The sequence below is a fragment of the Pseudomonas sp. 910_21 genome (assembly GCF_052850735.1).
The window spans coordinates 103,571-129,094 of record NZ_VXCY01000007.1; the positions used below are offsets into that span (position 1 = coordinate 103,571).

Here is a 25,524-nt window from a genome sequence, read left to right on the forward strand (position 1 = left end):
AGGAGATAGGTGGGATGAGAAATGAAAACCGGACACAAATAAGAGTGATTTTCAAAAAAATACTCATTCTCGGTTCCGCGGGCGGATCAGAGTGAGCCAGGGGCTGTAGCGATCGATCCTGATCGGCAGGGTCTCCGCCAGGGCGCTGAGGGCCCGTTCCGGCTGATCCAGAGGGAACACGCCCTGCACCCGTAGATGGCCGACCGACGGGGCTACCCGCACGTAGCCCCGGCAGTAAGGGCGCAGGGCGGCGATCACCTGCTCCAGGGAGTCATCCAGTACGTTGAGGCGACCGTTGAGCCAGTCGCCGCGATAGCGCTGATCCTGCTCCAGCAGTTCGATACGTTCGGAGTGCAGCAGGGCGGCCTGCCCCTGTTGCAGGTCGCGTTCATCGCCCGTCAGCAGGCGCAGCCGCACCGAGTGCTCCAGCACGACGACCCGGGTGGCGCCGGCTTCCTGGCTCACCAGGAAACGGGTGCCCAACGCCTGGACCTGGCCCTGGGCGGTGCGCACTCGCAGTGGCCGCCGCGGGTCGGCGGCAACCTGGATCAGCAACTCGCCATGGCGCAGGATCACCAGCCGTTGCTGGTCGTCGAAGCGCAGGTCCACAGCGCTGTCGGCGTTCAGGCTCAGGCGGCTGCCGTCGGCCAGGGTGACGTCCCGACGCTGGCCGCGGCCGGTGCTGACATCCGCCAGCAGGGTTTCGCCATAACGAGTCTGGGCTCCCAGCCATAGGCCGCCGCCCAGCAGGCCGAGTCCGGCCAGGCCGCGCAACAGTTGGCGCCGTGAGCGGTGGGGGCTGAGCAACAGTTGTCGGGCTTCGCCAGCCTGCCCCGGCAGGCGTCGGTCGAGAGCACGCAAGGTATTGAATGAGGTGCCAAGCCGTTCTTGCAGGTGATTCCAGGCCTGGGCGTGGGCCGGGTCACTGGCCAGCCAGGTGGCCAGGGCTTGCTCCAGGCGCGGGTCCGGGTCGCCGGCGCGCAGCCGCACCATCCAGTCGATGGCCTGTTCGGTCAGCGGGTCCAGGGGTTGCCGGCTCACAGGGCCAGCTCACTCAGGTAGCACTGGCGCAAGGCCTGTTTCATGTAGCGGCTGACGGTGCGTTCGGACAGTTCCAGCTTGCGGGCGATGGCCACGTAGCTCAGGCCATCGAGCTGGCTGTAGAGAAACGCGGTCTTGACGATCAGTGGCAAACCGTCCAGCGCCCGGTCGATGGCCACCAGCGCCTCGACCAGCAGCAACTGTTCCTCGGGGGAGGGTGCCAGCAGTTCCGGCAGGGCAGACAAGCGTTGCAGATAGGCCTGTTCCAGCTGGCGCCGGCGATGTCGATCGAACATCAATCGCCTGGCGATGGTGGACAAGTAGGCCCGTGGCTGCTCGATGCTGTCCGGGTCGACCTCGGCCGCGAGCAACTGGCAGAAGGTGTCGGCGGCGGTGTCTTCGGCGTCGGCGCGGTTGCCCAGGCGGCTGTGAATATGCTGCAGCAGCCAACGGTGATGGTCGCTGAAAAAGAAGCCCAGCTTGTTGCTCGAAGATGAATGCACCGTTGCCTGCCGAGATGTGAGTGTGAATCGTTCTCAATAGTGCAGGGGCGCGCCGGAGGACCGCAATCGTTGTCTGTGAGCGCTGAAGTCCTCGCCGGTCATGGCGCTATGGAGGGGCAGGAGTGGCTCGGCACGCCTGCCAATCTCAGGTGCGGGGCTGCTGTCCGATCAGCTTTCACGACCATGAGCGGCGGCGGCCAACTGTCCGGTATCGACCCGGACAAACACCGAATCGCCAATGGCGGTAAGCACATCGCCGGCATACACCTCACAGATCACCCGGCTCTTGCGCCCCACTTCGCCCTCGACCTTGGCCCGCAGGGTCAGGGGCACGCCCATGGGGGTGGGCTTGATGAACTTGATGCCCAGGTTGCCGGTGACACAATCGATGCGCGGCAGGCTGCCCGGTTCCCGTTGCTCGTTGCGGTAGTGGTAGGCCATGGCGGTCCAGTTGGAGTGGCAGTCCACCAGCATGGCGATCAGGCCGCCGTAGACCAGGTCCGGCCAGCCGCAGTACTTGGCATCGGGCAGGTGCTCGGCGACCACGTGCACGCCGTCTGCATGCCAGTGGCTCTTGATGTGCAGGCCGTGGTGGTTGCTGCTGCCGCAGCCGAAACAGACGCCCTCGGGGGCGGTAGTGTCTTGCAGGGAAGTCTCGTGCATGGTTGTTCTTCTTGTCCTTGACGATGGTCTGGCAGGTCTTGCGATCGGCCATGATGCCTGTGCCATTGCTGACCGCCAAGGCTCAGTGCAGTGCCGCGGCGTAGCGGCCGGCCAGCGTCTTTGTGACGCATTGATTGTGGCGAGTGTCGTAGTGCGTCGCGGTTTTTCCGAGGGCCGGGGCAGCCGCTCCGGCCAAGACAGGCTGATGCCGTAATGATATTCTTGCGCTGAATCGGTTCATCGTTTGTGCAGAAATACCTCCCCTATGCTTTGCTTCAAGTGGCCTGATCGGGTCCTTGCAAGCGTGCGGGAGTGTCTGGGCAAACTCGCCGAATGCAATGTCAGGCAGTGTTCGTCTACCTCCTTTGGTTGACCCCGACCCTTCTTTGTCCTGCTGGCCCCGTGTAGACGGGTGTCAGTGTTGTGCGTCGAGCCCAGTCCGGTGTCGGTGAAAGGAGTGGGGCGTTATTGCCCGTTGGTTTGCGTCCCGTGACGTGTCCTGAGAAACAAGTGTCACTCAAGTAGCTGAAGCCAAAAACGACAAGAAGTCAGCGCCGGAGCGATATAAAACTGAGGTCGAGCCAGTCTCGTCGGCCTTGTGTGCCCACCCTCCAGTTCTTTTGAATGCGTTCATCCAGGACCTGCGAAATGCCTGTTTCGCAATGCACTGAGTTCGCAGGATCGAGGATGGGGCGGCGGATGGCGTTCTATCGTAGGTACTACAGAATGTTGAAGAAAGTGAACACGGCCCTGATCGGGCTGGCGATGTCGATAGGCCTCACGTCCGCGCACGCGGCTGAGCCAAAGAAAGTGGATGTGCTGCTGATCGGTGGCGGCATCATGAGTTCGACCCTCGGGGTCTGGCTCAATGAGCTGCAGCCCGATTGGTCCATGGAGATGGTCGAGCGCCTGGATGGCGTGGCTGAAGAAAGCTCCAACGGCTGGAACAACGCCGGTACCGGTCACTCCGCGCTGGCTGAGCTGAACTACACCCCGGAAGGCAAGGACGGCAAGATCGAGATCGCCAAGGCCATCGAGATCAACGAAGCGTTCCAGATTTCCCGCCAGTTCTGGTCGTGGCAGGTCAAGAACGACGTTCTGAAGAACCCGCGTTCGTTCATCAACTCCACGCCGCACATGAGCTTCGTCTGGGGCGATGACAACATCAAGTTCCTCAAGGCCCGCTACGAGGCCCTGCAGGCCAGCCCGCTGTTCAGCGGCATGCAGTACTCCGAAGATGCCGAGCAGATCAAGAAGTGGGTTCCACTGATGATGGAAGGTCGTGATCCGGCGCAGAAGATCGCTGCGACCTGGACCCCGATCGGCACCGACGTCAACTTCGGCGAGATCACTCGCCAGTTCGTCGCCCACCTGCAGGCCCAGCCGAACTTTGCCCTCAAGCTGTCCAGCGAAGTGCAGGACATCGAGCGCAATGAAGACGGCTCGTGGCGCGTGACCTACAAGAACCTCAAAGACGGTTCGAAAACCGAAACCGACGCCAAGTTCGTGTTCATCGGCGCCGGCGGCGGTGCCCTGCACCTGCTGCAGAAGTCGGGCATTCCTGAAGCCAACGAATACGCCGGCTTCCCGGTGGGTGGCTCGTTCCTGGTGACCGAGAACGCCAGCGTTGCCGAGCAGCATCTGGCCAAGGCCTACGGCAAGGCTTCGGTGGGCGCTCCGCCGATGTCCGTACCGCACCTGGACACTCGCGTGCTGGACGGCAAGCGGGTCATCCTGTTTGGCCCATTCGCCACCTTCTCCACCAAGTTCCTCAAGGAAGGTTCGTACTTCGACCTGCTGACCAGCACCACCACCCACAACTTCTGGCCGATGACCAAAGTTGGTATCGAACAGTACCCGTTGGTGGAATACCTGGCCGGCCAGCTGATGCTGTCGGATGACGACCGCTTCAACGCCCTGAAGGAATACTTCCCCAACGCCAAGAAAGAAGACTGGCGCCTGTGGCAAGCCGGTCAGCGCGTGCAGATCATCAAGCGGGACGAAGAGAAGGGCGGCGTGCTGAAACTGGGCACCGAGATCGTCGCTTCCCAGGACGGCAGCATCGCCGGCCTGCTGGGCGCTTCCCCAGGTGCCTCGACCGCCGCGCCGATCATGCTCAGCGTGCTGGAGAAGGTGTTCAAGGACAAAGTGGCGACCCCGGCCTGGCAGGAAAAACTGCACCAGATCGTACCGAGCTACGGCACTGCCCTGAACGACAGCCCTGAGCGTGTGGCCAAAGAATGGGCCTACACCGCCGAAGTGCTGCAACTGACCACGCCTCCACCGGTCAAGGGTGCTGCACCTCAGGCTCCGGCCAGCATGGCCAAGCCACAGAGCAACCCAGCGGCCGACATGGCGCTGTAAGCCTCGGCCCCGTCCGCGTTCGTCGGACGGGGCACAGCGGCTGCCATCGTGCAGCCGTATCTTGCATGGGTGCGGCGATATCCCTGATGTCGTCGCAACCGGCCGGTCTTGCCGGTATCTCTGCAGCAGCATCTCCTTATCTTTCTCAATGAGGCTTGAGCCCGACTCGAGCGTCTTGTTGTCTGCCTGTGCCTTCCCGTGACGCGGTATGATTGCCGCGCCCGCCGTTGCGGGCACGCCTCAATCCTCGGAGTCACTGCCTCGATGTCCAGCATCACCCTGTTCCAAGCCCCGCCGCCCGAAGCCATCCAGAGCCAGATCCAGCAAATGGTCGTGGACTACATCAGCGACATCAGCGCGGTGGCCATTGCCCCGAGCAACCCGCTGTACAACCTGTACCAGTACGGCGTCGGCTACGAGGTGCATCTGTACCTGCAGGCCATGGACGGTTCGCGAAATATCGAGGTGGAACTGCTGGTGGCCAGCGACAGCCAGGACCCCGAAAAGGTGCTGGGTTTTACCCTGTATCTGCCGGTCAAGGACGACCCCCAGGCCTGCGCCGTGGCCTACATGGCGGTGCTGCAAAGTCATCGGCGCCAGGGCATTGCCCGGCAGATGCTGGAGACGCTGCGTGCCCGCTATCCCCATGCCGAGCTGGCGTGTCACGTGGCCAAAGTGGAGTGTTTCGAGGCCCTGGGCTTTCAGGTGCTGGGCGCCCGCGGTCCGCAAGTGCTGATGAATACCCGAGACCATGGCAGCGATGGCTTGCTGGCGGTATTGGATGTGGCACCGATCTACCAATCGGTGGAAGTACGGCAGATTCACACCTACCTGCTGGCCCAGCACGGGCGCAAGGCCATGCTGGAAGCGGAGAAAAAGCGCGACCGCCAGCTGGATCAGATGACCCGCCAGGCCCAGACACTGGTGCGCGAGCGCCTGGGTGAGGCGGCGCTGTACAACGCGCGCCCCCCACAGTTGATCTCCTGACCGCGCCTGCTTGTGTTCGCGATAGGGCATGGCTAATCTCGCGAAAACAGGCAAAAACGGGCAAGAACATGCAAAACCTGCACCCGGCAGCCGAGCTGCCCTCCCTGCGTCGACAAAAGATCCTTCTACTGCTGGAACGTGACGGCAAGGTCATGGCCGCCGAGCTGAGCCGGCACTTTGCGGTCTCAGAAGACACCATCCGCCGCGACCTCGCCGAGCTGGATGCCAATGGCCTGGTGCAACGGGTCCATGGCGGTGCGCTGCCGCGGCCCAAGGACAGCGGCAAGGATTACTTCACCCGGCTGGGCGAAACCAGTGAGGCGAAACTGCGCCTGGCGCAGTTTGCCGTGCAATGGGTGCGGGACGGCCAGACAGTGCTGTTCGATTCCGGCTCCACCACCTTGCATATCGCCCAATCCCTGCCCGCCAATATCAGCCTGACTGCAGTTACTGCCTCGCCAATGATTGCCGTGGCCCTGGCCGAATACCCCAAGGTCAAGGTGATCCTTGCGGGTGGCCAGCTCAATCCGGCGACCCTGTCCGCCAGCGGCCATGAAGCGCTACGGATGATCCAGGGGATCAAGGCCGATCTGATGTTCACCGGGGTCTGTGCGATTCACCCGGAGATTGGCATCAGCTCCCTGCATTTCGACGAAGTGCCGATCAAGCAGGCGATGTTCGACAGTGCCGCCCAGGTGATTGCCGTGACCACCGCCGACAAGCTCGGCGCCATGGAGCCCTTTGTGGTGGCGCCGTGCAACCGCTTGCAACGGCTGGTGACCGAGCGGGAAGTGCCCGAGATGGATGTCGAAGGTTATCGCCAGTTGGGGATCGAGGTGCTGCTGGCCTGAGCTGCCCCAGGATGGCCTGCGGACGGCTCAACGGGCTGTCAGTTCTTGAACGCCGAGTGCTTGCGCCCCTGGTCGAAGAGGGCAAACACCATCACCAGCACGGCGGCGACCGCGAGAATGATCACCACGCCGTCGGTGGAGTGGGTGGCCGAGGCGGTCACCAGGGACAGGGCCCCCAGTGGCGCCAGGCCGCCGGCAATGGCGGTGCCGATCTCGCGCCCGGTGCCAAAGCCCGAGGAACGGGTGGCCGTGGGGAACTGGCGGCTGAGGAACGAGCCCTGGGGCGCGAACATCATCGGCGCCAGGATGCCGGTACCGACACCGATGGCGATGTAGATCATCAGGCTCTCGCCGGTGTTGAGCAGGGCCAGGAACGGGTAGGCGAACAGCAGCGAGAACACTCCGCCCAGAATCAGCACGGTCTTGCTGCTCCACTTGTCGCAGAGCCAGCCGAAGAAGGGCACGGCGACGATGGCGATCAGGCTGGCGATGGTCACCGACAGCGAGGTGACGTGCACATCGACATTCTTGTACTGGGTCAGGTAGGCCAGGGAGAAGGTCTTGAAGATGTAGCTCAGGGCGTTGTAGCCAATGGCGACGAAGAACACCACCGCCAGGCCCTTGAGGTCGTTCTTGAACAGCGCCTTGAGGGGCGAGGCCTTGGCCTTCTGGCTCTCCTTGCTCAGCTCCTTGAACTCCGGAGTTTCCGGAATGCTGTTGCGCACCCACAGGCCGACCGCCACCAGGACGATGCTGCACACGAAGGGAATGCGCCAGCCGCCGGCCAGCAGGAAGTCGTTGCCGTTGATGGTCAGCAGGTAAATGGTCAGCGACGACAGCAGCAGGCCCAGGTTCAGCCCCAGCGCCGGCCAGGCACCCTGGCTGCCGCGCTTGCCTTCGCTGGCGTGTTCATAGGAGGTGACCGCAGCGCCGGAGAGTTCGGCGCCGGCCCCCAGGCCCTGGATGATGCGGATCGCCACCAGCAGGATCGGCGCCCAGATGCCGATGGAGGCGTAGCTGGGGATCAGGCCGATCAGCGCGGTGCACACGCCCATCAGGCAGAAGGTCAGCACCAGCACCTGCTTGCGGCCGAACTTGTCCCCCAGGTAGCCGAACAGGATGCCGCCGAAGGGACGGGCGATAAAGCCGATGGCAAAGGTGGAGAAGGCCATCAGCGTGGCGCTTTTCGGGTTGCTGTTATCGAAGAAGATCTTCGAGAAAACGATGGCCGCCATGGTGGCGTAGAGGTAGAAGTCGTACCACTCCAGCATCGAGCCAAAGATGGTGGCCGCCGCCACCTTGCGCAGGCGTTTCTTGGTTTGTTGTGGGGTTTCCGCTGCAGTACTGCTGGTTTCAACTGCGCTCATTGTGTACATCCTCTTGGATCATTGTATTTATTGTCGAGTTGACGCGGGTCTTGCCCTGCCGGCCCTGGAGCGGGGCTGGCGGTTTATTGCGACGGCACGACGCCCCGCAGACAGTGCCGGAGCGCTGAATGTGAAGGCGTGATGCGCTGTGTTTCAGTCGGCCTTGAAAATCTTGTCGGCAATCATCGAACCAATGGGGATCGCCGACGTGGCGGCGGGCGAGGGGGCGTTGCATACGTGCAACATGCGTGGGGTCTGGGCGAACAGGAAGTCGTGCACCAGGCTGCCGTCACGCATCACTGCCTGGGCGCGAATCCCCGCCTCGTAGGGCAGCAGGTCGGAGACCTCCAGGGACGGGCAGTACTTGCGGCACTGCTCCAGGTAGCCGGACTTGAACAGTGAATTCTTCATCTCGGTGGTGCCGGAACCCAGGTTCTGCCAGATGGTTTTCCAGAAACCGGGGAAGCTGGCGTATTGCGCCACGTCACGCCAGTTGATGGAGAACTTCTTGTAGTTCTCCCGGCCCAGACCCAGCACCGCGTTGGGGCCGACGGTGACGCTGCCGTCGATCATGCGGGTCAGGTGCACCCCGAGGAACGGCAGCTCCGGATCAGGGATCGGGTAGATCAGGTGATTGACGATGTTGTTCTTCGAGGCCGGCAGGCGGAAGTACTCGCCGCGAAAGGGGATGATCTGGTGGTCGATCCTGACCCCGGCCAGGGTCGCCAGGCGATCCGATTGCAGCCCGGCACAGACCACCAGTTTCTTCGCCTGCCAACTGCCGCCATGGCTGTTGACCATGACGCTGTCGGCGCTCTCCTGGATCGCGGTGACGGTCTGGCTGAGGCAGATTTCTCCGCCGTCGCGGCGGATCACCCGGGCCATGGTTTCGCAGACTTCGCGGTAGTCGACGATGCCGGTGGCGTCGAGGAACAGCCCGCCGAGGCCGACGATGTTCGGCTCACGCTGGCGCAGTTGCTCGGCGTCCAGGCGTTCCACCTTCAGGCCGTTCTGTTGCGAGCGCTGGTACAGGGCCTCCATGCGCTGCACTTCCAGGGCATTGGACGCCACCAGCACCTTGCCGCAGACCTCGAACTTGATCCCGTGCTCGCTGCAGAACTGTTTGGTGGCCTCGGCGCCGCGCTTGCACAGATCGGCCTTGAGGCTGCCGGGCGCGTAGTAGATACCGGCGTGGATCACCCCGCTGTTGTGCCCGGTCTGGTGCTTGGCCAGGACGTTTTCCTTTTCCAGGATCACCAGCGAAGCGCCGGGCTGGCGCTTGAGGATCTCCATGGCCGTGGCCAGTCCGACGATGCCGCCGCCGATGATGCAAAAGTCGTAAATCATGGTTCTGGGTACCTTGGATCAATACGTTTCAGGTCTGGTTATCAGGTTGTCAGACTAAGTAGGCCGACAAAAACGCAGGCGTGTTGCCTGCGGTCTGTAGCTGTGTTCAATCGAGAGTAGGCAACTCCAGGCCCAGGCGCTTGGCCGCGGCACGCAAGTGAGCATCGGCACAACCGGCGGCGGCCTGGCGATCGCCGGCGGCAATGGCCTGGTACAGCGCCTGGTGTTCCTGGGCCGCATCGGCGGAACCGCCGACCTGACGCCGCGCCGAGTTTTCCCAGGCGGTCTTGCGGGCGCTGGCCAACTGGCTGCGCAAAAAGTCATGGAAAGCCACGAAATAGTCGTTCTTGCTGGCTTCGGCGATGGCCCGGTGAAACTCCACGTCGGCCAAGGCAGCGGCGTCGAAATCGCTGCGCTTGTCGTGCATTTCCTGCAGGGCGTCCTGCATGCGCTGCAGATCGGCAGCATCGCGGCGCTGGGCGGCAATCGACGCGGCCTGGGTTTCGATCCACAGGCGCATCTCGAACATCTGCGCCAGATCCGGCAGGCGTCCATCGGCCTGGGGGAAGCGGAACACCGTGCCGGCCGGGGTCTTGGAAATGTACGACCCCAGGCCGCGCCGGGCGATCAGCACGCCATCGGCCTTGAGCTGGGCAATGGCTTCACGCACCACCGAGCGGCTGACATTCAGCTGCTCGGCCAGTTGCTGTTCAGTGGGCAGGCGCGACTCGGGAGCCAGGCGGCCGGAGTCGATCTCGGTGCGGATCGCATTGACCACACGCACAACGAGAGAGTCGGGACGCTGGAGTTCAAGCATGGAGAAACCTTGGTAGTCAGGTTGTCAGACAATAGCCGTTGGGATTTTTCGCTGTCAAGAAAAACCCACAGGGCAGCGCTATCGCCGGCCGCTAGGGACGCGCTCCGAGGTATCAGACGTTGCCTGGACTCCAGCTCGATGGTGCTGCGTAAAACCCCGGGCGCCGGGCGAGTGATTTCGCATAAGATTCCGGACTTGGGTATTCATGGATAGGGCAGGTACGCGTGAACTGGGATGATCTGCGGATTTTCATTGCCGTGGCCAACGCCAACAACATCACCGATGCAGGGCAGGCGCTGAAGGTGTCCGCGTCGACGGTTTCGCGCAAGATCCTGATGCTGGAAGAGGCGTTGAGCACGCTGTTGTTCCTGAAGAACACCCAAGGCTATTTTCTCACTGAGGCCGGCCAGGCCCTGTTGCCCATGGCGCTTGAGGCTGAGGAGCGTTTCCGCCTGATGGAGCGCCAGATGTCCCAGCCCGGTGCGCGCATGGCGGGGGTGGTGCGTATTGACTGCCCGGAGCTGATGGGCTCTCACCTGATCATTCCCGCCCTGGCGGAGTTTCGCGCACGCCACCCGCAGATCAGCTTCGATTTCGTCAATTCGGCGCGCTCGGTGAAGCTGACCCAGAGTCACAGTGATGTGCTGTTGCGCCTGCATCGTCCCGAAGCCGGCAACTTCACTCTGCGCCGGGTGGGCGCACTGACCCAGGCGCTGTTCTGTTCCCAGGGTTATGCGGCCACCCAGGGTTGTCCCGACGACCCCGGGCAGTTGCGCCAGCACTCGCTGATCGGCTGGAACGAGTCCCTGGCGCACATGCCCCTGGCCCGTTGGCTGGACCAGCTCAGCGGCGGCCAGCCGTTGTGGATGCGCACCGGCAATCTGGAGGCGCAGCTCAAGGCGGTACAGGCGGACCTGGGGATCGCCGCCTTGCCGGCCTACATCGCTGAACCCTTGGGCTTGTGCCGGGTGTTGCCGCAGATGGCGCCGCACCGGGCGGATATCTGGCTGTTGCGCAACCTGGCGACCCAGGGCCAGGAGCGGGTTGATCGGGTGGTGGAGTTTCTCGGCGAGTTGCTGGCGCGCCACGGCTTGCACGGGGAGTGAGGGAGCGCGTCCTCGGCCCGGGTCAGGCAGTGCCCTGGCGCAGAAAGATCCAGATCGCCACCGTCATCAATATCAGTCCAAACAGGGCGTTCTGTGCCAGCAGCAAGCGTGGCCGGCTGCGCAGCAGTCCTTGCAGGCTTGCACCCAGGCAGGCCCAGAGCAGGTGCCCGAATAGATTCACGGCGATCAATGCAACGCTGAGCAGCGCCACCACGGCGCTACCTGCATCGGTGCCCGAGCTGAAGGTGGAGAACATCACCAGCAGCATCACCAGGCCCTGCACATTGCCCAGTTGCAGTATCACGCCGTCACGAAACTGCAGTGCCCCGGCGCCCTCGCCGGGCTTGCGCAAGGGCCGCAGCAACAGGCGCAGGCCCAGCCAGAAAATGTACAGGCTGCCGGCGACCCGCAGCCCCCACAGCAACTGCGGCTGGTTCGCCAGGCTGTGATACAGCCCCAACCCCACCAGCAGGGCCAGCAGCAGATAGGTCAGGTCGAGCCCGAGAATAAAGCGCAGGGAGCGGCGCACGCCGCTCTGGGCGCCGGAGCTGGCCACCATCAGATTGCCGGGTCCGGCGCTCAGGGCCATGGGCAGCATGGTGGACAGCCACAGCGGCCAGTTGATGTCGGATACAGGTAGCACGCAAGGCTCCTCAAGGGCGGTGCGGATTGCACCGGCGTCAGCTTAAGACGCCACCGTGGCCGAGGTTACCGCCAGGAATGGAAAGCGGTTTTGCAAGTCGGTGTTCAGTCCTCGTTCGCGTGCTGCAGCGCTCCCTGCAACCACTCACAGAAGCTTCGGGTCAGCGCACTGCTCTCGCTGTCCCGATGAACCAGCCAGGCCCAGGTCGGGCCGCGCACGCTCTGTTCGCACAGGGGTACCAGCAGGTCCTGACGGCGCGCCTGTTGCGCCAGCAACTGGCTGACCAGGGCGATCCCGTGACCGGAGCAGGCGGCGTCCAGTAGCAACCCGGGATCGGAAAAGTTCAGGCCGTTGCTGCGCTGGCCGATGTCCGCACCGCCTTCCACCACCCAGTGGCTCCAGTCCATTTCCCGTTCGCCATGCAAGGTGGTGCGCAGCTCCCGGGGCTGCTCCAGCAGGGACGGATGACAGGCCGGGTACAGGCGGTCGCGGTACAGCTCCAGATAGCTGCACTCGGCCTGAGCGCTGAGGTCATCGCGCAGGGTCAGGTCGATGGTCTGGGTGCTCATGTCCGGCGGCTCGAAGCTGGTGAACAGCCACAGGTCCACCTCGGGGTGCAGGCGATGGAACTCCCCCAGGCGTGGCAGCAACCAGTGACGGGCAAAGGCCGGGCTGGTGTTGACCACCAACTGGTTGGGCTTGCGGTACTGCTCGAGGCGGCGGATGCCTACCGCCAGTTGCTGCAGCAGCGACTGGGTGGTGCTGCGCAGGTCATGCCCGGCGTCGGTGAGGGTGACGCTGCGGCCGCTGCGGTAGAACAGCGGCTGTTCGAGGAAGGTTTCCAGGCTGCGGATCTGCTGGCTGATGGCCGACTGGGTGAGGTGCAGTTCTTGCGCGGCCTGGTGAAAACTGCCCAGGCGCGCCGCGGCTTCGAAGCCTCGCAAGGCATTCAGGGGAGGCCAGTGTTTTAACATGATTGATAAGCCTGACTGATCAGAAATGCGCTAAATCTATCGTTTGTTGAGGTTTTTTCAAAGCCATAGCATGGGCGCCATGGTTCGACCCTGTCGGTCGATTGATAACAAAACCTTACTTGAGAGGTGCAGTGCCCATGCCGAGCAATCACAGTCAAACCCAGGGTTGGAGAATGCCCGCCGAGTGGGCGCCCCACGCCGCGACCTGGATGGTCTGGCCCCACAATCAGGCCCTGTGGGAGTCGGTCTGGGGCGTGACCCTGGCCGAGGTGCAGGCGGATTTCGCCCGGGTGGCCAAGGCCATTGCCCGCTTCGAGCCGGTGAAACTGGTGGTGGACCCGGCGGCCCTGGACAGTGCCCGCGCGCTGTGCGGCGGCAATATCCAGCTGATTCCCCAGGCGGTGAATGACAGCTGGTGCCGCGACTCCGGGCCGAGCTTTATCTGTCATCCGCAGCAGGGACTGGCTGGGGTCAGTTGGCGCTTCAATGCCTGGGGCGACAAGTCGGCCCACGACCTGGATCGCAGCCTGGCCCGGCGCCTGCTGGACGAGCTGGGGCTGCCCAGTTTCGGTAGCCCGCTGGCCAACGAAGGCGGGGCCATCCACGTGGACGGCGAGGGCACCCTGATCACCACCGAGTCGGTGCTGCTCAACCCCAATCGCAACCCGGGCCTGAGCAAGGCCGAGATCGAGGACGTCTTCAGTCGTTTGCTGGGGGTGCAGAAGACCATCTGGCTCCCGGGGGACCCGGACCATGTCACCGGCGACATGACTGACGGCCATGTCGACGGGGTGTGCGCCTTCGCGCGCCCGGCGGTGTTGTTGGTGGATGCTACTCATGATCAGGAGTCGGTGTACGCCGAAGTGGTGCGCGAGAACCGTCGAGCCCTGGAGCTGGCGCGGGATGCCCAGGGGCGCCGCTTCGAGCTGATCGAGCTGTTCGAGGCCAGTGCCGCAGTGGACGCTCGGGCCGAGGTGTTCTGCGCGTCCTACACCAACTTCTACCTGGCCAATGGCGCGGTGATCATGCCGGCCTACGGCATCGCCGCCGACCAAGAGGCGGCCCAGGTATTGGCCCGGGCTTTTCCCGGGCGGGAAGTGGTGCCGGTACGGATCAACCACCTGGCCCATGGCGGCGGTGGCGTGCACTGCATCACCCAGCAGCAGCCGCTGTGGCCGCTGGAGGTACAGGCATGAGCCGGTTGATCGTCGCTACCATCCAGATGCCTTGCACCTGGGACCTGCCGGGCAACCTCGATCGCGCCGAACAACGGGTGCGGGAAGCGGCGGCCCAAGGTGCCCAGGTCATCCTTCTGCAGGAACTGTTCGCCACGCCGTACTTCTGCATCGAGCAACAGCACCAGCACCTGGCCCTGGCCGAGGACTATGCCGGCAGCCGGGTACTCAAGCGCTTCGCCGCCCTGGCCAGGGAGCTGGGGGTGGTACTGCCCCTGAGCTGGTTCGAGCGGGCCGGTACGGCCTACTTCAATTCCCTCAGCGTCGCCGACGCCGACGGACGCCTGTTGGGGGTGTACCGCAAGACCCATATTCCCAACGCCGTGGGTTATCAGGAAAAGGACTACTTCAGCCCCGGCGACACTGGTTTCCGCGTCTGGGACACGGCTTTCGGGCGCCTGGGGATCGGCATCTGCTGGGACCAGTGGTTCCCTGAGACCGCCCGTTGCCTCGCATTGCAAGGGGCCGAGGTGTTGCTGTTTCCCACGGCCATCGGTACCGAGCCGGGAGCGGCTGACCTGGATTCGCGGGACCACTGGCAGATGACCATGCGCGGACATGCTGCGGCCAATCTGCTGCCAGTGGTGGCGGCCAACCGCATCGGTCGCGAAGTCGCCACCAGCGATCCGGCGCTGCATATGGATTTCTATGGTTCCTCCTTTATCTGCGATCACAAGGGCCGCCTGCTGGCCGAGGCCGACCGTACGACCGATGGGGTGCTGTTGCACAGCCTGGACTTGGCGGCCATGGCCGAGGAGCGCCGCACCTGGGGCATCTTCCGTGACCGGCGCCCGGAGATGTACCGACCCCTGCTGAGCCTCGATGGACAACACATCCACCCCCACTGGAATACCCGGGAGGCATGACATGCAACCGACTGGCAAACCCCGCTTGCAGGCACTCGGCTGGTTGCTTGCCGCAACCCTGGTATCGACCCAGGCCCGGGCCGAAGCCGAGGACAAGACCCTGCGCCTGTACAACTGGGCCGACTATTTCGCCGCCGATACCCTGAGTCGCTTTACCGCCGAAACCGGGATCAAGGTGATCTACGACGTCATGGAAGGCAGCGAAGTGCTGGAGGCCAAGCTGATGACGGGCGGCAGCGGCTACGACCTGATCTTCCCCGGCGACACCGTGGCCGAACGGCTGATGCGCGCCGGCAGCCTGCAGACCCTGGACCCGAGCAAGCTGAGCGGCCAGGACGACATCGAACCGGGTTTGCAAAGACTGCGTACCCAGTACCCCCGTGCCAGCCAGGCGACGGTGCCCTACACCTGGGGCACCATCGGCTTGACCTACAACGCACAGCAGGTCGCCGAGCGCCTGCCCAATGCTCCGGTGAACAGCCTGGACCTGCTGTTCAAGCCGGAACTGGCGAGCAAGTTTGCCGACTGCGGGATCTCGGTCATCGACTCGCCGGATGAAGTGCTGGCGGTGGCGCTCAACTACCTCGGGCGCGAACCCCGCAGCGCCAAGCCGGCGGATCTGCAGGCCGCCGGCGAACTGCTGGGCAAGCTGCGGCCCTACATCCGCAAGTTCCAGTCGCAGCCAGTGACCGATCTGGTCAACGGCAATCTGTGCCTGTCCCTGGGTTACAGCGGCGACATGACCCAGGCCCAGCGTGCTGCCGATGCCGCGGGGAAAAAGGTCGACTTCCAGTACCGCATCCCCCGTGAAGGCACCACGGTGTGGATGGACACCATGGCGATCCCCAAGGACGCCCGGTACCCGGAGTACGCCTATGCCTTCATCAACTTCGTCATGCGCCCGGAGAACATGGCGGCCATCAGCAACTCCACCGGCTATCCCACGGCCAATGCCAAGGCCCGCCCCGCTGTCGATCCGCAGATGCGCGACAACCCGGACATCTACCCGGACCCAGCCAGCTTCGAACGCCTGATCCCCGGCCGGGACATCCCTCAGGCCGACATGCGCGCCCGGATGCGCGCTTGGACCAAGTTCAAGACAGCGACAGCACCAACCCCCTGAACCCGGGCCGGCAGGCCGCGGTGCGGTTCGCCGGCAAGCCGGCTCCTACAATGTCCGGGTAGGAACAGGCTTGCCCGCGAAGGCGTCCGTGAGCACCTCGCCTGATTCTGTACCCCCTTCAGCAAACCCCACCCAGAGAATTGCCCCATGCCCACCCGACGTGAACTTATCAAACAGGCCTCGCTGCTGGCCGGAATCGCCGCCATGACCAGCCTGGGCCTGGGCTCCCGCCAAGCCCGAGCCCAGGAGCAGGACGACTGGTACCTGCCCGACGAAGGCGACCGCCAGCAGCGGGCCTTCATGGCCTTTGGCGCCCAGGACGCGATCTGGGAAGACTTCACCTCTGATGTCCAGCAAGCCCAGGGGCGCATCGCCCGGGCCATCGCCGTCCATCAACCCCTGACCCTGTTCTGCCGCGAAGAGGAGCGCGACCTGGCCGAAACACTGTGCGGGACGCACAACATCAGCTACGTGATCACCGAGCTGGACGATATCTGGATGCGCGATATCGGCGCCAACTTCGTCACCAACTCCCAGGGCCAACTGGGCGCGGTGGACTTCAACTTCAATGGCTGGGGCAACAAGCAGCGCCACGCCCGGGATGCCCGGCTGGCGCGGAAAATGGCCGACGCCGCCGATGCCCGGTACCTGCGCAGCGAGCTGGTAGGCGAGGGTGGCGGTATCGAGGTGGACGGCCACGGCACCGGGATCATGACCGAAAGCAGCTGGATCAACGGCAACCGCAATCCGGGCTGGAGCAAGGCTGAGGTAGAGGCTGAACTCAAGGCTTGTCTCGGCTTGCGCAAGATCATCTGGCTGCCGGGGATCAAGGGCCGGGACATCACTGATGCCCATGTCGACTTCTATGCACGTTTCGTCAGGCCCGGGGTGGTGGTGGCCAACCTCGACAACGACCCGGACTCCTACGACCACCAGGTGACCCTCAAGCACCTGGAGATCCTGCGCAATGCCACCGATGCCGATGGTCGCAAGCTGCAGGTGCACCCCCTGTCGCCGCCGCTGAACCCGCGCAAGACGCGCTTCAGCCGGGGCAACGACGATTTTGCCGCGGGCTACATCAACTACTTCGTGATCAATGGCGCGGTGATTTCCCCGCAGTTCGGCGATCCGGCGGCGGACGCCAAGGCCCTGGCCCTGCTGGAGAGCCTGTACCCCGGGCGGCAAGTGGTGCAGTTGGACATCGACGCCATCGCGGCGGGAGGCGGGGGAATCCACTGCGTGACCCACCAGCAGCCCGAGGTGTGAGGTTCGAAGACGGCGGCAGAAGTGGTCTGCTCTTTACGATTGAACTGGACTGATCAAACCCTCCATTCAGGCCATAAGCTGGCGCTCCTCACCACCCAGGGCTTGAGCCTGGTGTGGGTTTTCGAAAGGAGAGCGCAATGGATGTTCAACAACACGCGGTGACGATACGGCCGATTCAGCCTGGCGATTATCAGCAGTGGTTGCAGTTGTGGCTGGCGTATCAGGACTTCTATCAGGTGACGCTGGACGAGCAGGTCAGCGTGCTTGCCTTCGAGCGTTTCTGCGATCCGCAGGAGCCGGTGTTTTCAGCAGTGGCGGTGCAGGGCGATGAGCTGATCGGTTTCGTCAACTCGGTGTTGCACCGTTCGACCTGGGCGGTAACCGACTTCTGTTATCTGGAGGATCTGTATGTAGCCCCGGCAGTGCGGGGCAGTGGTGCGGGGAAACTGTTGATCGAGTGGGTCCAGGCCTTTGCCCGGGAACAGCGGTGCGGGCGGTTGTACTGGCATACCCAGGAGAGCAACAAGCGTGCGCAGAGGTTGTATGACTGGGTGGCGCAGAAGCCTGGGGTCATTGAGTATCGGATGGGGTTGTGAGGCGGAGGGGGGCTTTGCTGGGTGGGTACCTATCCGGTGATGCGGGTGTGGCCACTTCGGGTTGCGCTTTTACAGCGGGGGGGGGGGGGTACATATCCGGTACTGCGGGTGCGACTACTTACGGTTCCGCTCTTACAGCGGCTCACTTTTGAAAATCCGGAATGCCGGCCCAGACAAAAGTAAGCAAAACGCTTTGCCCCTCCACTCGGTGCCTCGCCTAGGCTCGGCATGCCCGAACGAAGGCATTGATCCGTGGGCCGCCGCCACCGGCCATCCCTGGCCGGGTGGCGGCTAACCCGGCATCCCTGCCGGGTTACCCACGGCTCAATGCCTGCGTTCGGCCATCGTGGTTAACGGGGCGCTCAGATCAAGATCAAAATCAAGAGCGCGACGGCGGCCTTGCGGCCGGCCTGAAGCTAAGGATGGGTGCGTTTCTGTAGGAGCTGGCTTGCCAGCGAAGGCGCCCGCCCAGGCGCTACATGTCTCACGGGCCTCTTCGCCGGCAAGCCGGCTCCTACGGGGAACTGCACGGTCTATCTGCCTGCTGTAGGAGCTGGCTTGCCAGCGAAGGCGTCGGCCTGGGCGCTGCATGTCTCACGGGCCCCTTCGCCGGCAAGCCGGCTCCTACAGTGAGCTGCACGGTCTATCTGCCTGCTGTAGGAGCTGGCTTGCCAGCGAAGGCGCCCGCCCAGGCGCTGCATGTCTCACGGGCCTCTTCGCCGGCAAGCCGGCTCCTACGGGAAACTGCACGGTCTATCTGCCTGCTGTAGGAGCTGGCTTGCCAGCGAAGGCGTCCTCCAGGTCGCTGCATGACTTTCGGGCCTCTTCGCCGGCAAGCCGGCTCCTACGGACAGCGCGTAACACGCGCTTGGCTTTTGATCTTGATCTTCAGGCCCCTTCCCAGCCGGAGAGAGGGCACCCCGAGCTCCAGCGAGGGGCCCCATGGAGGGGCAAGACCTTTTGGTTACTTTTCGCTGGGCCGGCACTCCGGCGTTTGGTAAAAGTGACTCGCCGTAAGGGCGAAACCGTCAGCGGCCGTTACCGCAGCAACGGATATGTACCCCGCCAGCCTCGCCGTAAGCGCAAAACCCTAAGCAGCCGCATCCGCAGCCACGGATACATCACCCTTCCCAGCAGCGATGGCCGCTCTATTCCCCCTGACGAAACACCAGCGCCTTGAGCCCACACTGCGGATCGGCATCGGGAAACTCCGGCGGGTTCTCCAGCCGCTGTTCAAAGCGCAGCCCCGGCGCGGCCTCGGCCACGCCCTCCAGCAGAAACTCCACGGCAAACGCCGGGTCGTTCATGCAGGCCAGTACGCAGCCGTTGGCGGTCAGCAGTTCCGGCAGGCGCCGCAGCACACGGGCATAGTCCTTGCTCAGGACAAAGCTGCCTTTCTGGAACGACGGCGGATCAATGATCACCAGATCGTAAGGACCCCCTTGCTTGACCTTGCTCCAGGACTTGAACAGGTCATGGCCAAGAAAGCTCACTCGGCTGGTGTCGTGGCCATTGAGCCGATGGTTGTCGCGGCCGCGGCTCAGGGCCGCTCGGGACATGTCGAGGTTGACTACCCGCTCGGCACCGCCGGCGATCGCCGCTACCGAGAAGCCGCAGGTGTAGGCGAACAGGTTGAGCACGTTCTGGCCCCGGGCCTGGGCCCGGACCCAGTTGCGCCCGTAGCGCATGTCGAGGAACAGTCCGTTGTTCTGTTTGCTGCCCAGGTCCACTTGGTAGCGCAGGCCTTCCTCGGTGATGGTGCAGAAGTCCACCGGCTGCCCCAGCAGCCATTCGCCATGGCTGTCGGGCAGGTAGCGGTGTTGCAGCATCAGGCTGCGGGCGCCGCAGGCGGTCCATTGCGCAGTGTCGCCCAGATCCACCAGCAGCAGCTTGAGGGCCGCGAGCTGTTCAGGCTCCGGCGCCTTGAACAGGGACACCAGCAATACCCCTTGCAGCCAATCCACGGTCAGTTGCTCCAACCCCGGCCAGCAGCGACCACGGCCATGGAACAGGCGCCGGGTTTCGGCGGGGGCGGCGGCCAGGGCAATGAGCAGGTGCTGGTTGAGGGTGGCGAGGGCTTGAGGGGTCATCACGGGAACCGGCGATTTTCGGGGGCGGCATTTAACCACAATTGCCGGCATCCGGTGCTCAGTCGATGTACTGTGGTCGCCCCATGGTGCGCCAGTGCGCCAGTCGCTGGTCCATCACCGATGCCAGCCGGTCGTAGTTGCTCCAGCTGTTTTCCACCCGGTAGATGGTGCCGGGCTCGGGGGCCAGGATCTGTTCGTAGTCGCTGGAAAACCGACCGCTGTCCCGCCCTTTGTAGTAGGCCAGGGCAAAGGCATTGCCTTCGTCGTTGAAATCGCCGTCGCTGAGCTTTTCATCCAGTATCCGCAACAGGAACTCGCGGCCATCGAGGGTGCGGGCCTGGACTTGGCCAATCTCCTCCTCGACATCGTCCAGCAACTCCTCGCTGGCAAAGTCATTGATCAGCATCCAGGCCAGGAACAGGCCGATGTGGGTGGCTCCGGCCGTGGTGGGCAGGTCGGCGGGGAAGTCGCCACCGTAGTGCCAGGAGGCGTCGTCGTATTTCATGGGGGCAGGTCCTGAAAGGTGAGAGGGGCGTGCAAGTTGCAGGGGCGTCAAAGAATGGCGTTGGTCCATTGCGCGGTGCCGGCCAGGCGCCGCTTGACGCTGTCGATGCGCCATTGCCCCGCGACCCGTTTGACCAGGAAACGATGCTCGTAGCACAGCGCCCGGGAGGCCGGATCACGCACCAGCACTTCGGCCTGGGCGGGCTTGAGCAGCTGACAGCCCAGGAGTTCGTCGGCCTCGGAGTAGGTTGTGGGGTAACCGTAGGAGGCTCGGGGATAGGCCCGCGGCCGCAGGGTGCAGAAACGCTCGAGAAGCTGTTGCGGTTCAGCCCAGAAGGCGGCGTCGACAGCCTCGTGACCGAGGGCATTGCCCCGCTGTTCCCAGGCCTCCAGGGCCAGGGTATAGGCCCGCACCTGGGTGACCGGATCGCCACTGTTGTCATTGCCAGGCGCCAGTGGCGGCCAGGGCAGGGAAGGGGCCGGTGCGGACGCTGGCGGCGCCCCGGCACCGGCCTGCACCAGCTGTTGCATGATCTGGGTATGGCCCTTCTCTTCGGCCAGGGACCAGGCATTGCGTTGCTGGAAGTCCAGGCGCAGGGGATCGGCGCCGGCTTTGAGCAGCAAGGTCACCATTGCCTCGTGCCCGTCCTGGGCGGCGTTCATCAGCGCAGTGCGTTGCAGTTCGGGGCTGGCGTGTTCGAGCGCTGCGCCATGGGCGATCAGCAACTCGGCCATGGCGCTATCGCCATGGCTGGCGGCCCAGGCCAGGGGGCTGTAGCCCAGGGCCTTGCACGGTTGCTGGACATTCGCACCACGGGCCAGCAGCAGCGCCACGGCCGGCCGGTGCCCGGCAATAGTGGCGGTCAAAAGGGCCGTGCGGCCGGTGCCCTTGTGCTGCCATTCAAGGTCCGCGCCAGCATCAAGGAGACGCTCGAGGGCCGCGAGATCGCCGCGTGCGGCGGCTTTTTCCAGTAGGTGAGACAAGGTCGAGAATCCGTTCGGTCAGGGTAGAAACGCCGCGGCATGGTAACGCTCCACGCGCCGTTTTTGCCACGCCCGATACGCCCCTCACCGCCGATCTGGCAGGGCAGTCGCGCCGGGCTACGCTGCGATACGGGACGCTGGGTGCGGCCCGGGCCATTTCGAGCTTCGCTGGCCGGGACCGGGGTCAGGGGCGATCAATGACAGGCAGCGCCGGCCCGGCCACCGGAGCCATCCTGAGGCGGGCGGGGTGTTCATGGACGCCTTCCGAAGGCTTGCGTAGGATGGCGCGTTCGCGCTCTACGCCGTTGCAGCCAGCGCTGCAGCCTCCCTTGCCAACAGGAGTCCAAGATGTTCAAGGCCATTGTGATCGACAAAGACACAGCAGCTTATCGCGCCCATCTGAGCGAACTGCAGGAGGCGCAACTGCCTGAAGGCGATGTCACGGTGCGGGTGGCCTACAGCACCCTGAACTACAAGGACGCCCTGGCGATCACTGGCAAGAGCCCGGTGGTGCGGCAGTTTCCCATGGTCCCCGGAATCGACCTGGCAGGCACCGTCGAAGCCAGCAGCCATCCGCGCTTTCGCCCGGGGGAGCAGGTGCTGCTCAATGGCTGGGGCGTGGGCGAGAGCCATTGGGGCGGGCTGGCGCAGAAGGCCCGGTTGCAGGGGGACTGGCTGATCCACCTGCCCGAAGCCTTCAGCGCGCGCCAGGCCATGGCCATCGGCACTGCCGGCTACACCGCCATGCTGTGCCTGATCGCCCTGGAACGCAGCGGCCTGACCCCCGAGCACGGCGAGGTGCTGGTCACCGGCGCCAGCGGCGGCGTTGGCAGCTTTGCCATCAGCTTGCTGTCGCGCCTGGGCTACTCGGTGATCGCCGCCACCGGGCGGCCGGAAGAGGCCGACTACCTCAAGGCGCTGGGGGCCAGCCGTATCATCGAGCGTGCCGAACTGTCCGAGCCAGGGCGCCCGCTGGCCAAGGAACGCTGGGCGGCGGCCATCGATTCGGTGGGCAGCCACACCCTGGCCAACGTCTGTGCCGGCACCGCCGCCGATGGCCTGGTGGCCGCCTGCGGGTTGGCCCAGGGCATGGATTTTCCGGCCTCGGTGGCGCCCTTCATTCTGCGTGGTGTGAGCTTGCTGGGGATCAACAGCGTGACCCGTCCCTACCACGAGCGGGTGCATGCCTGGGAGCGCCTGGCTGCCGAGGTGGACCAGCAGCATCTGCAGCGAATCACCCGCGAAGTGGGCTTGGAAGAGGCGTTGACCGTCGCCCGTGAACTGCTCGAAGGCAAGGTCCGCGGGCGGGTGGTGGTGGACGTCAACCACTGATATAAACCTCGGGCCGCTGCGCTGCCGGAACGCCGCGCGCGGCCTTCGTTGCTGCACCTTCCAGGACCGACGCGAGCCCCGTGCCACGGGGCTGCTTCGCGGCCCTTCGTCCTCTTGATCCGAGGTTGCCTGTTCCATGTCGATTCCCGTTCAGCGGCCGCTCTGGCAGGTGTACCTGATCTTCCTGCTGCCCATGGTGTTGTCGAACTTCCTGCAGTCGTTCTCCGGCACCCTCAACGGCATCTACATCGGGCAGATGCTGGGGACCCAGGCCCTGGCCGCGGTGTCGGGGATGTTCCCCATCGTGTTCTTTTTCATTGCCCTGGTGATCGGCCTGGGCGCGGGGGCCTCGGTGCTGATCGGCCAGGCCTGGGGCGCCCGGGAGCTGGGCACGGTCAAGGCGGTGGCCGGTAGCACCCTGTTGCTCGGCGCGTTGATCGGGTTGCTGGGGGCGGTGCTGGGCATGCTGTTTGCGCGGCCGGCGTTGCAGGGGCTGGGCACGCCCCTGGATGTGCTGGACGATGCGGTGGGCTATGCCCGGGTGATGATGCTGATCATGCCGCTGCTGCTGGTGTTCGTGCTCTTCACTCAGTTGCTGCGGGGTGTCAGCGATACCCTGTCGCCGCTGCTGGCGCTGATCGTTTCGACCCTGGTGGGCCTGCTCCTGACCCCGGCGCTGATTCGCGGTTGGCTGGGCCTGCCACCCATGGGCATCCAGAGCGCGGCGTTCGCCGGGCTGGTGGGCAACATTCTGGCCATGGTTTTTCTGGTCTGGCGCTTGAGTGGCCGGGCCCATCCCCTGGCCCCGGACCGGACGTTGTTCGCGGCGATGAAGCTGGACCGGGCGATTCTCGCCAAGGTGCTGCGCATCGGCCTGCCCACCGGGGTGCAGATGGTGGTGATCTCACTCTCCGAACTGGTGATCCTGGCCCTGGTCAACCGCCACGGTTCCCAGGCCACGGCGGCCTATGGTGCGGTGACCCAGATCGTCAACTATGTGCAGTTCCCGGCATTGTCGATCGCCATCACCGCGTCGATCCTCGGTGCCCAGGCCATCGGCGCCGGGCGCCTGGAGCGCATCACCCCGATCCTGCGCACGGGGCTGGCGATCAACCTGTGCCTGACCGGGGCCCTGGTGTTGCTGGGCTACCTGATTTCCCACTGGCTGCTGGGGCTGTTCATCATCGACCCGGCAGCCCTGGTGCAGGCCGAACACCTGCTGCACATCATGCTCTGGAGCATCCTGGTGTTCGGCTTCCAGGCGGTGGTGGGCGGCATCATGCGCGCCAGCGGCACGGTGCTGATGCCGGTGGCGATCTCGATTTTCTGCATCCTCGGGGTGCAGGTGCCGATGGCCTATCTGCTGGACGCGCACTTCGGCCTGCAAGGGGTGTGGATGGCGTTCCCGGTGGCCTACCTGACCATGCTGGTGCTGCAGACCGGCTACTTCAAGCTGGTCTGGCGGCACAAGCAGATCCAGCGGCTGATCTGAGGCCGTCGCCGCTCAGGCGCTGCGGGGCGAGCCGCGGCCAAAGCCGTTGACCACGATGTACAGCAACGGCCCGATGGAGACGAAGAGCGCCGTCAGCAGCAGGTAGGGCAGCACCGACAGCGCCGAGCGTCCGCGGGCCCGGGCGTCTCGCAGCATCCACAGTCCAGCCAGCAGCGCCATCAGGTACAGGTCGATGACCACCTGCGCGGTGTCGGCTTGCGACAGCAGTTGCACACCGAATTGCAGCAGCGACTGCTGTGCCTGGAGCAGGGTGAACAGGGTATAGGCACTGAAGGCCAGCAGGGCCAGCAGAGCAAGATAGGGACGGGGCATGGCGGGTTCCTAGTGGTGAGGGAGTCAGTCGCGGCACGGCGAGCGTTGCCGGCCCAGGTCCAGCATCAGGTAGAGCAGGCCGGTGGCGGCGCAGGCGACGATCAGCGTTTGCGAGAGCAGCGAATCGAAGAGATACAGCGGGTGCTGCTGAATGTTGTAATGCAGCCCGGCATGGACCACCGCAAAGGCGGCCAGCAGTTGCCGACTGGTGCGTCGTATGGCCTGGCGCGGGTGCCCGGCCAGCCACATCAGCGCGGTGCACAGCGGTACATGCAGCGCAATGAACCACTGCTGGCCAAGCGCTGGGTCGAGGTCGCGCAAGCCATACAGCAGGCGCCACTCAGCTTGGGCCACGGCGTCCAGTTCATGGCCGGCGAACAAGGCCAGGCATAGGCGCCAGAGGGTTTTTCTCACCGTTAAACTCCTTGAACTACGGGGAGCGAACAGGCTAAGTGGCAACCCCCGGGCCACTCAATGACCTCCCAGGTCATAGACAGGCGTGGCGCACAAGCGCTCAGCTGGGCGACACAGGACGACAATCACCTTCAAGGAATGGGTAGCGATGAGCGACAACGAACAGCTTCCCCAGTCTGGTATCCCGCGGTTGATCCGTGAGGCACGGCCCGACGATGTGCCGGCCATGCTCGGCTTTGATGCCTACGCACAATCCCATGCCAGCCGCGGCCAGGCGCTTGGCGAGGCGGTCGGGCGGGGCCAGCTGTGGGTCGAAGTGGTGTGCGACAGGATCGCTGGCTATGTGTTGCTCAATCATGATTTTTTCGATCAGGGGTTTGTCTCCCTGGTGGTTGTGGCGCCCGGGCAGCAGCGTCAGGGTGTGGCACAACGGCTGCTCGTTGCCGCCGAGAAGGCTTGTCGGACGAGCAAGCTGTTCACCTCCACCAACCGTTCCAATCGGGCGGCCCAGGGGTTGCTGGCCAAGGCCGGTTTCCGCCCCAGCGGGGTGGTCGAGAACCTGGACGAGAACGATCCTGAACTGATCTTTTTCAAGGCTGTTCGCTGAGCCGCGCCCCAGCGGCTAC

Annotated in this window: 25 protein-coding genes; 12 read left to right on the top strand and 13 right to left on the bottom strand. The window is 64.3% G+C overall.

The annotated features are described in order from the left end of the window. Positions 1-63 precede the first annotated feature (63 nt). From FW796_RS21960 to FW796_RS21970, 3 genes are all read right to left on the bottom strand, one after another. A complete protein-coding gene (locus FW796_RS21960) occupies positions 64-1,041 on the bottom strand; it encodes a FecR family protein (protein ID WP_446440021.1) in 978 nt (325 codons plus the stop codon). After that, a complete protein-coding gene (locus tag FW796_RS21965; RefSeq protein WP_346636110.1) occupies positions 1,038-1,544 on the bottom strand; it encodes a sigma-70 family RNA polymerase sigma factor in 507 nt (168 codons plus the stop codon). The genes FW796_RS21960 and FW796_RS21965 overlap by 4 nt, the downstream gene beginning before the upstream one ends. A gap of 168 nt (positions 1,545-1,712) precedes the next feature. Continuing rightward, positions 1,713-2,207, bottom strand: a complete 495-nt coding sequence (locus FW796_RS21970) for a PaaI family thioesterase (protein ID WP_404939381.1) — start codon at positions 2,205-2,207, stop codon at positions 1,713-1,715. Between the two features lie 726 nt (positions 2,208-2,933). Here FW796_RS21970 and mqo point away from each other — a divergent pair. From mqo to FW796_RS21985, 3 genes are all read left to right on the top strand, one after another. After that, positions 2,934-4,571 (top strand): malate dehydrogenase (quinone), encoded by a 1,638-nt coding sequence (gene mqo / locus FW796_RS21975; protein WP_404939383.1) that lies wholly within the window; start codon positions 2,934-2,936, stop codon positions 4,569-4,571. 264 nt (positions 4,572-4,835) lie between these two features. Further along, positions 4,836-5,558: a GNAT family N-acetyltransferase gene (locus FW796_RS21980; RefSeq protein ID WP_446440022.1), complete on the top strand. Its 723-nt coding sequence runs from the start codon at positions 4,836-4,838 to the stop codon at positions 5,556-5,558. A gap of 68 nt (positions 5,559-5,626) precedes the next feature. Beyond that, positions 5,627-6,409 (top strand): DeoR/GlpR family DNA-binding transcription regulator, encoded by a 783-nt coding sequence (locus FW796_RS21985; RefSeq protein WP_346636114.1) that lies wholly within the window; start codon positions 5,627-5,629, stop codon positions 6,407-6,409. A 38-nt stretch (positions 6,410-6,447) separates the two neighbouring features. Here the strand turns inward: FW796_RS21985 and FW796_RS21990 are convergent, their stop codons facing one another. From FW796_RS21990 to FW796_RS22000, 3 genes are all read right to left on the bottom strand, one after another. After that, positions 6,448-7,776 (bottom strand): MFS transporter, encoded by a 1,329-nt coding sequence (locus FW796_RS21990; RefSeq protein ID WP_346636115.1) that lies wholly within the window; start codon positions 7,774-7,776, stop codon positions 6,448-6,450. 153 nt (positions 7,777-7,929) lie between these two features. Beyond that, on the bottom strand, positions 7,930-9,123 hold the full coding sequence (lhgO, locus tag FW796_RS21995; RefSeq protein ID WP_346636116.1) for an L-2-hydroxyglutarate oxidase: 1,194 nt from the start codon (positions 9,121-9,123) through the stop codon (positions 7,930-7,932). Positions 9,124-9,229: 106 nt separating this feature from the next. Next, complete coding sequence (locus FW796_RS22000) at positions 9,230-9,940, bottom strand: FadR/GntR family transcriptional regulator (RefSeq protein WP_346636117.1); 711 nt, start codon at positions 9,938-9,940, stop codon at positions 9,230-9,232. A gap of 224 nt (positions 9,941-10,164) precedes the next feature. Between FW796_RS22000 and FW796_RS22005 the strand changes: the two genes are divergently transcribed. Then, a complete protein-coding gene (locus tag FW796_RS22005; protein WP_446440023.1) occupies positions 10,165-11,046 on the top strand; it encodes a LysR family transcriptional regulator in 882 nt (293 codons plus the stop codon). 22 nt (positions 11,047-11,068) lie between these two features. On the opposite strand, the gene FW796_RS22010 is transcribed toward FW796_RS22005, so the two are convergent. Continuing rightward, complete coding sequence (locus tag FW796_RS22010; RefSeq protein WP_446440135.1) at positions 11,069-11,644, bottom strand: LysE family translocator; 576 nt, start codon at positions 11,642-11,644, stop codon at positions 11,069-11,071. A 149-nt stretch (positions 11,645-11,793) separates the two neighbouring features. Further along, positions 11,794-12,663, bottom strand: a complete 870-nt coding sequence (locus tag FW796_RS22015; protein ID WP_404939389.1) for a LysR family transcriptional regulator — start codon at positions 12,661-12,663, stop codon at positions 11,794-11,796. Positions 12,664-12,800: 137 nt separating this feature from the next. Here FW796_RS22015 and FW796_RS22020 point away from each other — a divergent pair, with 137 nt between their 5' ends. The 5 genes from FW796_RS22020 to FW796_RS22040 all read left to right on the top strand — a co-directional run bounded on the left by FW796_RS22020 (position 12,801) and on the right by FW796_RS22040 (position 17,749). Continuing rightward, entirely contained in the window at positions 12,801-13,859 is a 1,059-nt protein-coding gene (locus FW796_RS22020) for an agmatine deiminase family protein (protein WP_446440024.1), read from the top strand. Next, positions 13,856-14,764: an N-carbamoylputrescine amidase gene (gene aguB / locus FW796_RS22025; protein WP_346636122.1), complete on the top strand. Its 909-nt coding sequence runs from the start codon at positions 13,856-13,858 to the stop codon at positions 14,762-14,764. Before FW796_RS22020 ends, aguB begins: the two co-directional genes overlap by 4 nt. Before the next feature lies 1 nt (position 14,765). Next, complete coding sequence (locus tag FW796_RS22030; protein ID WP_404939393.1) at positions 14,766-15,887, top strand: extracellular solute-binding protein; 1,122 nt, start codon at positions 14,766-14,768, stop codon at positions 15,885-15,887. A 147-nt stretch (positions 15,888-16,034) separates the two neighbouring features. Next, positions 16,035-17,153: an agmatine deiminase family protein gene (locus FW796_RS22035; protein ID WP_446440025.1), complete on the top strand. Its 1,119-nt coding sequence runs from the start codon at positions 16,035-16,037 to the stop codon at positions 17,151-17,153. A gap of 137 nt (positions 17,154-17,290) precedes the next feature. After that, complete coding sequence (locus FW796_RS22040) at positions 17,291-17,749, top strand: GNAT family N-acetyltransferase (RefSeq protein WP_404939397.1); 459 nt, start codon at positions 17,291-17,293, stop codon at positions 17,747-17,749. Positions 17,750-18,897: 1,148 nt separating this feature from the next. On the opposite strand, the gene FW796_RS22045 is transcribed toward FW796_RS22040, so the two are convergent. From FW796_RS22045 to FW796_RS22055, 3 genes are read right to left on the bottom strand one after another with little or no spacing between them, the layout of a single operon-like run. Next, the gene (locus FW796_RS22045) at positions 18,898-19,839 is read right to left on the bottom strand and encodes a class I SAM-dependent methyltransferase (protein WP_446440026.1); all 942 of its coding nucleotides are present in this window, start codon (positions 19,837-19,839) and stop codon (positions 18,898-18,900) included. Positions 19,840-19,897: 58 nt separating this feature from the next. Then, a complete protein-coding gene (locus FW796_RS22050; RefSeq protein WP_404939399.1) occupies positions 19,898-20,344 on the bottom strand; it encodes a DUF7832 domain-containing protein in 447 nt (148 codons plus the stop codon). Between the two features lie 47 nt (positions 20,345-20,391). After that, a complete protein-coding gene (locus FW796_RS22055) occupies positions 20,392-21,327 on the bottom strand; it encodes an ankyrin repeat domain-containing protein (RefSeq protein ID WP_446440027.1) in 936 nt (311 codons plus the stop codon). A gap of 348 nt (positions 21,328-21,675) precedes the next feature. On the opposite strand from FW796_RS22055, the gene acuI reads away from it, so the two are divergent. Both acuI and FW796_RS22065 read left to right on the top strand, forming a co-directional pair. Next, positions 21,676-22,659, top strand: coding sequence for an acrylyl-CoA reductase (NADPH) (gene acuI / locus FW796_RS22060; protein WP_446440028.1), 984 nt, complete (start codon positions 21,676-21,678; stop codon positions 22,657-22,659). A 136-nt stretch (positions 22,660-22,795) separates the two neighbouring features. Then, positions 22,796-24,151, top strand: a complete 1,356-nt coding sequence (locus FW796_RS22065; RefSeq protein ID WP_446440029.1) for an MATE family efflux transporter — start codon at positions 22,796-22,798, stop codon at positions 24,149-24,151. Positions 24,152-24,163: 12 nt separating this feature from the next. Here the strand turns inward: FW796_RS22065 and FW796_RS22070 are convergent, their stop codons facing one another. Then, complete coding sequence (locus FW796_RS22070; protein ID WP_346635732.1) at positions 24,164-24,484, bottom strand: DUF2834 domain-containing protein; 321 nt, start codon at positions 24,482-24,484, stop codon at positions 24,164-24,166. 24 nt (positions 24,485-24,508) lie between these two features. Then, a complete protein-coding gene (locus tag FW796_RS22075; protein ID WP_446440030.1) occupies positions 24,509-24,898 on the bottom strand; it encodes a DUF6713 family protein in 390 nt (129 codons plus the stop codon). Positions 24,899-25,046: 148 nt separating this feature from the next. On the opposite strand from FW796_RS22075, the gene FW796_RS22080 reads away from it, so the two are divergent. Then, positions 25,047-25,505 carry an N-acetyltransferase family protein gene (locus tag FW796_RS22080; RefSeq protein WP_446440031.1) on the top strand — a complete coding sequence of 153 codons (459 nt, stop codon included), beginning with the start codon at positions 25,047-25,049 and terminating at the stop codon, positions 25,503-25,505. Positions 25,506-25,524: the final 19 nt, after the last annotated feature.

Bases quoted from the DNA above. Each gene is read 5' to 3' on its own strand.
- FW796_RS21970 (WP_404939381.1), bottom strand. From the start codon at position 2,207: ATGCACGAGACTTCCCTGCAAGACACTACCGCCCCCGAGGGCGTCTGT.
- mqo (WP_404939383.1), top strand. From the start codon at position 2,934: ATGTTGAAGAAAGTGAACACGGCCCTGATCGGGCTGGCGATGTCGATA.
- FW796_RS21980 (WP_446440022.1), top strand. From the start codon at position 4,836: ATGTCCAGCATCACCCTGTTCCAAGCCCCGCCGCCCGAAGCCATCCAG.
- FW796_RS21985 (WP_346636114.1), top strand. From the start codon at position 5,627: ATGCAAAACCTGCACCCGGCAGCCGAGCTGCCCTCCCTGCGTCGACAA.
- FW796_RS21990 (WP_346636115.1), bottom strand. From the start codon at position 7,776: ATGAGCGCAGTTGAAACCAGCAGTACTGCAGCGGAAACCCCACAACAA.
- lhgO (WP_346636116.1), bottom strand. From the start codon at position 9,123: ATGATTTACGACTTTTGCATCATCGGCGGCGGCATCGTCGGACTGGCC.
- FW796_RS22000 (WP_346636117.1), bottom strand. From the start codon at position 9,940: ATGCTTGAACTCCAGCGTCCCGACTCTCTCGTTGTGCGTGTGGTCAAT.
- FW796_RS22010 (WP_446440135.1), bottom strand. From the start codon at position 11,644: ATGCTGCCCATGGCCCTGAGCGCCGGACCCGGCAATCTGATGGTGGCC.
- FW796_RS22015 (WP_404939389.1), bottom strand. From the start codon at position 12,663: ATGTTAAAACACTGGCCTCCCCTGAATGCCTTGCGAGGCTTCGAAGCC.
- FW796_RS22020 (WP_446440024.1), top strand. From the start codon at position 12,801: ATGCCGAGCAATCACAGTCAAACCCAGGGTTGGAGAATGCCCGCCGAG.
- aguB (WP_346636122.1), top strand. From the start codon at position 13,856: ATGAGCCGGTTGATCGTCGCTACCATCCAGATGCCTTGCACCTGGGAC.
- FW796_RS22030 (WP_404939393.1), top strand. From the start codon at position 14,766: ATGCAACCGACTGGCAAACCCCGCTTGCAGGCACTCGGCTGGTTGCTT.
- FW796_RS22035 (WP_446440025.1), top strand. From the start codon at position 16,035: ATGCCCACCCGACGTGAACTTATCAAACAGGCCTCGCTGCTGGCCGGA.
- FW796_RS22040 (WP_404939397.1), top strand. From the start codon at position 17,291: ATGGATGTTCAACAACACGCGGTGACGATACGGCCGATTCAGCCTGGC.
- FW796_RS22045 (WP_446440026.1), bottom strand. From the start codon at position 19,839: ATGACCCCTCAAGCCCTCGCCACCCTCAACCAGCACCTGCTCATTGCC.
- FW796_RS22050 (WP_404939399.1), bottom strand. From the start codon at position 20,344: ATGAAATACGACGACGCCTCCTGGCACTACGGTGGCGACTTCCCCGCC.
- acuI (WP_446440028.1), top strand. From the start codon at position 21,676: ATGTTCAAGGCCATTGTGATCGACAAAGACACAGCAGCTTATCGCGCC.
- FW796_RS22065 (WP_446440029.1), top strand. From the start codon at position 22,796: ATGTCGATTCCCGTTCAGCGGCCGCTCTGGCAGGTGTACCTGATCTTC.
- FW796_RS22070 (WP_346635732.1), bottom strand. From the start codon at position 24,484: ATGCCCCGTCCCTATCTTGCTCTGCTGGCCCTGCTGGCCTTCAGTGCC.
- FW796_RS22080 (WP_446440031.1), top strand. From the start codon at position 25,047: ATGAGCGACAACGAACAGCTTCCCCAGTCTGGTATCCCGCGGTTGATC.